Annotated in this window: 7 protein-coding genes; 3 read left to right on the top strand and 4 right to left on the bottom strand. The window is 43.3% G+C overall.

Going from position 1 to position 8,964, the window contains the following annotated elements:
• Positions 1-2,272 (bottom strand): glycoside hydrolase family 65 protein (locus CDG77_RS32260; RefSeq protein WP_094333281.1); only part of this gene is annotated, 2,272 nt, incomplete at its 3' end.
• 74 nt (positions 2,273-2,346) lie between these two features.
• Between CDG77_RS32260 and CDG77_RS35950 the strand changes: the two genes are divergently transcribed.
• Complete coding sequence (locus CDG77_RS35950) at positions 2,347-2,715, top strand: hypothetical protein (protein ID WP_143857137.1); 369 nt, start codon at positions 2,347-2,349, stop codon at positions 2,713-2,715.
• Between the two features lie 47 nt (positions 2,716-2,762).
• On the opposite strand, the gene CDG77_RS32255 is transcribed toward CDG77_RS35950, so the two are convergent.
• On the bottom strand, positions 2,763-5,186 hold the full coding sequence (locus CDG77_RS32255) for a sucrose synthase (protein ID WP_094333279.1): 2,424 nt from the start codon (positions 5,184-5,186) through the stop codon (positions 2,763-2,765).
• A 394-nt stretch (positions 5,187-5,580) separates the two neighbouring features.
• Positions 5,581-5,703: a hypothetical protein gene (locus CDG77_RS38765; RefSeq protein WP_258169816.1), complete on the bottom strand. Its 123-nt coding sequence runs from the start codon at positions 5,701-5,703 to the stop codon at positions 5,581-5,583.
• 272 nt (positions 5,704-5,975) lie between these two features.
• Between CDG77_RS38765 and CDG77_RS32250 the strand changes: the two genes are divergently transcribed.
• On the top strand, positions 5,976-6,650 hold the full coding sequence (locus CDG77_RS32250) for a cadmium resistance transporter (RefSeq protein WP_094333278.1): 675 nt from the start codon (positions 5,976-5,978) through the stop codon (positions 6,648-6,650).
• A 277-nt stretch (positions 6,651-6,927) separates the two neighbouring features.
• Positions 6,928-7,644 carry a pentapeptide repeat-containing protein gene (locus CDG77_RS32245; RefSeq protein ID WP_094333280.1) on the top strand — a complete coding sequence of 239 codons (717 nt, stop codon included), beginning with the start codon at positions 6,928-6,930 and terminating at the stop codon, positions 7,642-7,644.
• Between the two features lie 77 nt (positions 7,645-7,721).
• On the opposite strand, the gene CDG77_RS32240 is transcribed toward CDG77_RS32245, so the two are convergent.
• Positions 7,722-8,964: DHHA1 domain-containing protein (locus tag CDG77_RS32240; protein ID WP_223270097.1), on the bottom strand; the 1,243-nt coding region annotated here is incomplete at its 5' end.

The raw sequence follows: 8,964 nt of genomic DNA, 5'->3' as shown, positions 1-8,964 counted from the left end.
GGGATAAGGGGGGATTTTGGGAGAGGGAAAGTTGGAGATATTTTAGTTGACTAGTTATATCTTGTGCAACTTGTCCTTTGCCGAGATCGAATTCGTGCCATTTATTGCCCCAGCGTAGTTTAAACTTTAGGCGCGTCCAGCCATCAGGTAGATGGGGATTGGCTACGGGGCCATTTTCGGTGATTTGGATGCCACCGAATCCAAAAATTACAGCTTGCCAAATACCGCCAGCACTAGCGCCATGAATTCCATCGCTGGTGTTACCTCGGTTATCTTCAAGATCCACCATTAACGCGTGCATAAATACTTCGTAAGCTTCGGTTGATTTGCCCAAATCGGAAGCTAAGATGGCGTGAACTGCTGGGCCAAGAGACGAACCATAAGTAATATCTGTACGGGGTGCGTAGTAATCCCAGTTTACCTGCAATGCTTTTTCGCTGTAGGGAAAATCTGCTGATTCTCGCATTAAATAAAGAAGCATTAATATATCTGGCTGTTTGATTACTTGATATTTGTTAGTTTGATCGACACCCAAGACGGCTTGCATGGAGCGATCGCGCCCTTTATCATCTGCTAAATTTATATCTTCTAATTGGAAAAATCCCTCGCACTGCTCAATGAGTTGTGTTGATGGATCGTAGAGAAACAATATTTTGGCGATAATATCTTGCCAGTGCGATCGCACTTCTGAGGTGAGTTGCAGTTTCTCTTCTAATTCTCTGGCTCGTTCGGGGAATTTTTGAACCAACCAATCATAAACTGCGATCGCTTTCTCTAAATGCCATTGCGCCATCCGGTTTGTAAAAGCGTTGTTGTGAACGAATTCATGGTATTCATCCACTCCGATTACGCCCCGAATTTCATACTGTTGGCGCTCAGAATTGAATTCTACCCGACTGGCCCAGAAGATAGCGGTATCTAAGATTATCTCTGCACCGCACTTTTGCATCCACTCATCATCACCAGTGGTTTGCCAGTAATTCCAAGCGGCGTAGGGAATATCTGCATTGATATGAATTTCGCGATCGCGACACCAAATCCGCACGTCTTCACCATAAAAATCGTTTCCGAGTGCCCAACGTGGTGTTACTTCATCTCCACTATCAGCACTTTCCCAGGCAAACATTGCTCCTTTATAACCGTAATGGGATGCCTTGCGTCTAGCTCCTGGTAAGGTGAGCCAACGGTAAGTAAGTAGATTTCGGGCGATCGCTGGTTGGGTAAATATAAACATGGGCAACATAAAAATTTCTGTATCCCAAAATATATGACCGCGATAGCCAAATCCCGAAAGAGTTTTAGCAGGAATGTTCACCCTGTCATCATTGGGTGGGCCAGCAATCAACAGCTGGAAGAGATTGTAGCGAACAGCAAAAGTAGCTGTGCTATCCCCCTCAATGAGGATGTCGCTTTGCTGCCAAACCTCATCCCATGCCTGCTGATTGGCTTTTTGTAGGGTTGTGAAGTCTGGCAGGTGCGCGAGTTTTTCTTGAGCGGCGGAGACTGGGGTATCAATCTCCCGCGAGGTAAAAACTGTCACTATTTTTTCTACTGTTACCACCTGTTGTGCTTTAGCTGAAAAGTTAGTGCTTAAGGTTGGATAACCGGGTGCAGTATTGACTTGCAAAGATGCTTCAGCGCCTAATATTGTCACCTTCGCGGCCATCCCAAGTTCAATTCGGGAGTGGCGGGTGCGGCGTTGTAACCAGATTCCTTGGTCAGTTTTGCCCTGATCTAGTCCTTCCCAGTGATTGAAACCCTGATTTTCGGGATAGCCGTTGATACTAGCTTGAATTTCGATTAATCCATCAAAATCTATTGGCGTTAAATGGCAGCGTAGCGCCAAAACGTGGGGATCTGCAAGACTAGCAAAGCGTTCAAAGCTGATATCTATGGTGTTTCCACTGGGAGAACGCCAACGCAAAGCCCGGATAAGTAGTCCCTCACGCAGATCGAGTTGGCGATCGTAGCTCAATATCTCACCTCGATCGAGACGGAAGCGATCGCCATTCACAATTATTATCAAGGGTAGCCAGTCAGGGCAATTTACCAGTTCAGTGTACACCACTGGCACATCGTCGTAGACACCGTTGATGAAAGTACCGGGCAATGCATGAGGATACCCTTCCTCAAAACTGCCTCTTGTTCCTAGATACCCATTGCCGATTGTAAAGACGGTTTCTTTAGATTGCAATTGGTCAGGGTCAAACTGGGTTTCGATTAATATCCAGTCTGTGTAAATAAAATTGCGAGAACGGCCTTTTGTTTGCATAAAGTGGGGAGTAGGGATTAGGGAATAGGAAATGGGAATTTTGAGTATTTGAGAGAGATGAACGGAGTTCTGAAGTGGATTCATCCAGTTCCGAGGTGGATGAACGGAGTTCTGAGGTGGATTCATCCAGTTCCGAGGTGGATGAACGGAGTTCTGAGGTGGATGAACGGAGTTCCGAGGTGGATTCATCCAGTTCTGAGGTGGATTCATCCAGTTCCGAGGTGGATTCATCCAGTTCTGAGGTGGATTCATCCAGTTCCGAGGTGGATTCATCCAGTTCCGAGGTGGATGAACGGAGTTCCGAGGTGGATTCATCCAGTTCCGAGGTGGATGAACGGAGTTCCGAGGTGGATGAACGGAGTTCTGAGGTGGATGAACGGAGTTCTGAGATGGATGAACGAGTATCTAAGCTTAATGCTTCAAGTTCTAACTCCCCTTTATAGACTCAAAATCTCCAATCTACTCCCAATTACGAATTACGAATTACGAATTACGAATTACGAATTACCCCCATGTGCTTTTCCAAAATCTTTTCGGCTCTAGGTTTATAAATGAGATGAAATAAGGTTTCCATATAGCGATCTCTGGCTTCATTATTTTCTGGTGCAACAAAGTTCCAAAAAGTAAACATTTTTGCCAGCAGTAGTAATTGATTGCTATGTAGATGCCAATTATATCGATTATGAATTCGCTGACTCATCCATTCTGAAACTTCGTGCCAGTATTCAGCGTGAGTATCGCATTGGTCAAGGAACTCTATAATTTTATTTGCTGTTTCTTCCAAGTCCGTAGGATTAACATTAAATCGGTTTTCTTGGTTTTCGATAATTTCTAAAGAACCGCCAAATTGAGTCGTAAAAGTAGGCAACCCAGAAATCATCGCTTCCAAAATACTCCGGCCGAAGGATTCAAAGCGGGCAAAATGGACATAAATTCCCTGAGAATCTGCAACTATCCGGTAGGCTTCGCCGAGTTCGCTGCTAGGGATACGCATCCCCACCCAGCGAATCTTGCCAGAGAGATGATATCGATCGATAACATCGTAGAGTTTTTGAATTTCTTCTGCTTCTTGTCGGTTTATCGCTTCATCTGGATGCAGTTTACTACTTAAGATAATCAGGTTACAACGTTCTTGCAACGCCTGACTTTTACCAAAGCATTCAGCTAAACCAGTGAGATTGTTGATTGAAGTAATGGTATCAACGGCAAAGATTGGTCGCTGATTAGGGCGATCTAAGTTACCAAAGATTTGGGGATCTTCGCGGCTAAATAGTAAGTCGTGGACTTGTGTCCGAAGGTGAGAATCTCGGTCTTCTTTTTGGCTATAGGGAAAGAAAATATTCTCATTTACTCCCGGCGGCACCAAGTTGAATTTAGGACTAAACAAATCAATTCCATCAACCACATGATACAAGTGCGGCATAGTAAAGCACTTGTATGATTCGTATTGACCTATGGAGTCTGGTGTGCCGACAATTTCTTGATAGGAGGATGTGATGATAAAGTCGGCTGCATTCATGCTAATTAAATCAGCAGTGAATTGTGCTGAGAAGTGGTATTTATCTTCCAAATCTTGCCAATATAAATTACTAAATAGATATTTAGGCTTTTCTAAAGAATGGGCAATATTGCACTGAGTAACTTTCATCCGGCGAGATAAAAGAGAAGCCACTAAGTTACCGTCGCTGTAGTTACCAACAATCAGATTAGGTTTACCTGAGAATTGAGTTAGTAATTCTCTTTCTGCATCTAGAGCAAATTGTTCTAAATAAGGCCAAATCTCAAATTTAGAAATCCAATTATTGGTGATTTCAGGATTGAATTCACCAAAAGGAACGCGCAATATCCAAGCATTCTCAGTATCTTGGACTTTTTCTAGGCGCAGGTTGCAAAATGTTCCTTCACAGTTGGGGATTAGTCGGGTGAGAATAATTACGTGGGGTTTAATACCTAGCTGGTCTAGTCCAGCAAGTGTTATTTGTTCGCGCAGTTCATTTTCTAAGCTGCGAGCTTGTTCAAGGACGTAGATAACTTGACCGAGTGTTTCATCTCTTCCTAAAACATCTTCTTGTCCAACCCAGCCGTGGATAGAAATGAGGACAACGCGAAAAACGGCAGGGACGCGGGTTACAAATGCTTCTAAGATGCCAGGTTCTGGAGAGTAAATGAGTCGGTTGAGGAGTTCTAGGGTTTCGGAGACTCGCGCCGCAGTGTTACCCCAACCCGGCTCAAAGCCGAGTTCTTGGAGGTCTAAGCGGAATTTTTCATAAGATTCATCAGGCGATCGCTCATTTAGCAAATTAAGTGCTAGTTTAATTTGTTTGGCTAACTGAATCCCGGAGGGAATGCGATCGCTCAACAGCAGACGAACCCCATCGTGTTTTAGGCCCTGTAATGCTTTAAACAACATTTCTAGCCAATATTCGGGGTCAGTCAACAATTGATTGCACAAGTAACGGTTAAGGAAGGCGAAACCTTGACCAATATTTCTGGGGTCGTCAATTGTTGGGGAATTTTCGTAAAAGGGATGAAGATCAATTTCGAGGATGTGAGGTTGGTAGCGGTTGACTAAGCCATCTCTTACATCTAGCAGCGCTTGTTGCGTCATCTGCTCGAAGCTATTCAAATCGGCTGTCAATCGCCAAATTTCCTGATTAGCAATCTTCGGTCGAACCACAAACCAGGTCTGTTCCTCTTCGATAATTATTTCGTGAGTATACTGTATCAGTTTGCCAACAGAAGAAGAGTAGTAAAAATAGGCTGGCTTTTGGGATTGATGACAGTAATCGGCAAAAGCTTGCAAAATCTCATTTCTTAGAAAGTAACGCTTACCTGAAGCACTCAACGCATAAATCAACTGATGTAGAGCAGTTTTTTCATCACCGTTGAAGACAGCTTGAACTAGTTCATACATGATGACGAATTCCAAAACTTTAGCTAGACCACGACCTCATTTTTATCTCAGTCTCCGGTTCGGTGAGGTCAATTTCCCATCTAATAGTAGGTAACTATGAAGAAAACTTACGTCTAGCTCTGGGATGAAAGACTGCGAAGACTTCAAATCTATGGGATGAGGAAATTAGGAGTTAGGGCTTTTGCTTTACTGGCATAAAGAATTCCGTTCGTTGTAAACCACGTTAAGAGGATGTTTTAAAAGTATTTCGCTGTGATTTTAGGTACTCAGCGATCCCCCCTAACCCCCCTTAAAAAGGGCTACGGTGTACACACATCTTTGTACACCGTAGCTTTAGTAAGGAGAGGGAAGCCGGAGGCAGGGTGAGGTTTTATATTTAATTTGACCCACTTACTTACTCGTTCAGCAGTTTTTTATGCTTGTGCCTTGGTTGTCGGAGATTGCGATCGCCATAATTAATCCAAGCGTAGGTTGCCAATGCCGGGGGTGCTGCCTCAAGACTTGAGTTACTAATCACTTTTATTTATCAGTTTGAAAAACAAGAGTATTTGCTCTTATTTGGTTGCAAGCCATAATATTGACTTCATTAGCTCCCAAGGTACCTTGCTGAGAAAAAAATCACCAATTTAATTGGAGGCATAGTTTACTGCCGTAGGCATCGCCTCTAAAAACTGGGGAATCGTCGGTTGTTGTTAGTTACAACAGTCATAGAATCTCCTGAACAGTCCTCACAGCGAGAAGCAGAGAAGGACTAGGACAAACAGCATTGAATTATCGCGAGCAACAATTATGACTTGGTTAATTAGTACATTAATTATTGGGATATCTGCCGCTTTTGCAACCACCTTTGACGACAATTTATACTTGACAGCTTTCTTTGGAAAAGTCAATCGCAGTTTTCGTCCTAAGCATATTGTTATCGGTGAATTTCTTGGATTCACCGCGTTAGTTTTTGCTAGTCTTCCTGGTTTCTTCGGCGGTCTTCTGATTCCCACCACCTGGATTGGATTACTAGGTTTGCTTCCTGTCGCCATTGGTATCAGTAATCTCATCAGCCGAGAAGAGCAAGCAGAGACAGTGCAAGCTGTGTCAGTTGACTTAACCTCACCTGTCAAATCTGAACGCCAGAAAAAATCACTATTAGCAACCATCCGCGATCCTCAAACCTACCGCGTTTCCGCTGTCACCGTTGCCAATGGAGGAAACAACATTGGAATCTATGTACCGTTGTTTGCTAGTAGCAATCTTCCAAGTTTGGGTGTAATTCTGTGTGTTTGCTATTTTACTGTTGGGGTGTGGTGCTTACTCTCTTACAACCTGACTCGTAACCCTCTGATGACTCCCGTTTTAACTCGCTACGGTCGAAAAGTCTTCCCCTTTGTCTTAATTTACCTGGGACTCTCCATCTTAATTAAAAGTGAATCATATCGACTCTTGCCTAGTCTGACAATGTTTTCTAATTAGGCATTAAGTGATGTCTACAACGGGATATGACGCTCTCTGCGAGACGGTGTTCGCGTTCGCTATCGGTGTCGCAGATGAGGGCTATTCCCAGATATAACCAAAAAATCTGCGATCGTTTCCCATCCACAAAGATATTTCAATCACTTGAATTTATCAATTGCAATCAAAATAATATTTGATGTTATCAATCATTTTATCTAAAGTGAGAATAAAGCAGATTATTGATGGCTCCTATAAAATCAAACCCACTACTACGAATAATCACAGGAAGGAACTAATGAATCAATCAAATTCTAAAAAATTAACTCGGTGGCTCGTAACAGCAGTATTTCTGGTACTTGTAGCAGGATTTTCTCTCTTTGACCAGCCCAGCGTTAGAGCTTTAACACTAACACCATCTATACCTACGGGGTCTAAAGTAGCTCCAGTTAAATCACCAATGCAGACTGTAACTTACCCGGTAACACCTCCAGTTACATCGCCAGTGAAGGCTGTAACTTCCCCGGTAGCACCTCCAGTTACATCGCCAATGGAGCCTGTAACTTCTTCGGTAACACCTCCAGTTGTATCGCCAGTAGTGTCTGTAGCAGCAAATGTTAGACATTTATTACAAACCAATGAATGTGTTGGATGTAACCTAACTGGAGCAATGCTCAAGGATGCAAACCTGCAAGCGGCAAACTTAGAGGGCGCTAACTTACAAAATGCAGACTTAGAAAGGGCTAACTTACAGCAAACAAACTTACAAAAGGCAAACTTTCAAGGAGCAGATTTAGGTAAGGTAAACCTTTTGGGAGCAAACCTGTTAGGAGCAAATCTATTTGATGCTGACCTAGAAAAAGCCAACCTGTTGGGAGCAAACCTGCAAATGGCTAACCTCCAGGGCGCAGACTTGGAAAAGACAAATCTCACAAATGCAAACATCCAGGGGACTAACCTGATGGGGGTTGATTTGGAAGATGCGATCAGACCGGAAGGATTCGCTATTCAGTGATTAAACTGAAGTTCTCAATGTAAATTTAATAAAAAACCTTAAAAGCCTTATTCAGTAATGAATACAGGCTTTTATTTTTAAAGGTTTGCACCCATATAATTGTCAGAGTTTGCGATCGCCACAATAGTAGACAAAGGCACTTCGGCAAAATACTGTTGCTGGAATTGTTCTTCGCGGACAGCAGCTAAAAACTTTGTCACTGCTTCATCGGCAAGGTTTTCTGCGCGATCGCTCGGATGCCAGGTAATTTGTAAATAATTGTCTTGTCGTTTGACTGTGAACCCGAAAGATTTTAAAGCTTTGATTCCGACAAGTAAGGTTTGGTCGCTGATGCCGATTTTCTCTAAAAGTTGGACGCGCGTAACTGGTTGATTTGTGCGACTGAGATATTTGGCAATTCCGACAAGAGTCAGCCAAACCTGATTGGGTGATTGGTGCTTGGGTTTAGACCAAGCGATCGCTAATTGTTGTTGATTGTCAAGCTTAGACGCAAAGCGGCTTGTCGTTAAACATCGCCGCAACCATAAGCGTAAACTCTCCCAACTCGTGGGACAATCTTCAAGAATTAGTGGTGAATCTTGAGTTGCGTTAGCTGTAGCTTTTTTTGAGTGTTCTTGATTCCGTAAGTCTAAGATGAGTGGTGTTAGCGGAAAGCTAAGGTTTAGCCCGTTGCGAGTGCTAACTGAGTTAACAGAAGGACGCACGGCAATTAATCTAATTTCATAACGTTTTTTGAAGGTGTTGTAGTCTAATTCTGCTATGCAATCACACCTTCCTATGGGCAATTCATCTTTGTAATGTCCCCACCATAAGCCAGGAAAAGCACTTCTGCCCGAATCATCCCGAATGTCAAACTCGGTTTTAATGTACTGTACCTTTTTCCCTTGCCAATCCTGCTGATTGCGATGCCAAGCATTTTCAAACCAACAGTTTTGAATTAGCAATTTCGGAACGGGATTACCCATTCCACAAGGTTCTAGTACTTTAAATTCCAAAAACAACTCTTTCCCCAAGTCTGCAACTGTTACCGTCAAGTCTGCTTGCACGGTTGGCGTTAAGGTTGTGCTACCTAAAGATTGGCGCAACTGCTGATTAATCGCGGCTGTAAATAAAGGAATATTTTCCACCAACAAACTTAAACCTGCTGCAAAGGGATGTCCACCAAAGCGATGTAACAAATGTGCTTGGTCTTTTACCAGTTGGTATAAATCGACAGAATTCACCGAACGGGCGGAACCACGGGCTAATGGGAGTACTGAGTTAGAAGATAAAGAAGTAATTTCTTCCCCTGCTTCCCCTGCTTCCCCTGCTCCCTGCTCC

Origin of the sequence: Nostoc sp. 'Peltigera membranacea cyanobiont' 213 (assembly GCF_002245975.1) — a bacterium.
GTDB lineage: Bacteria > Cyanobacteriota > Cyanobacteriia > Cyanobacteriales > Nostocaceae > Nostoc.
This window is presented reverse-complemented; position numbering and strand designations above follow the sequence as displayed.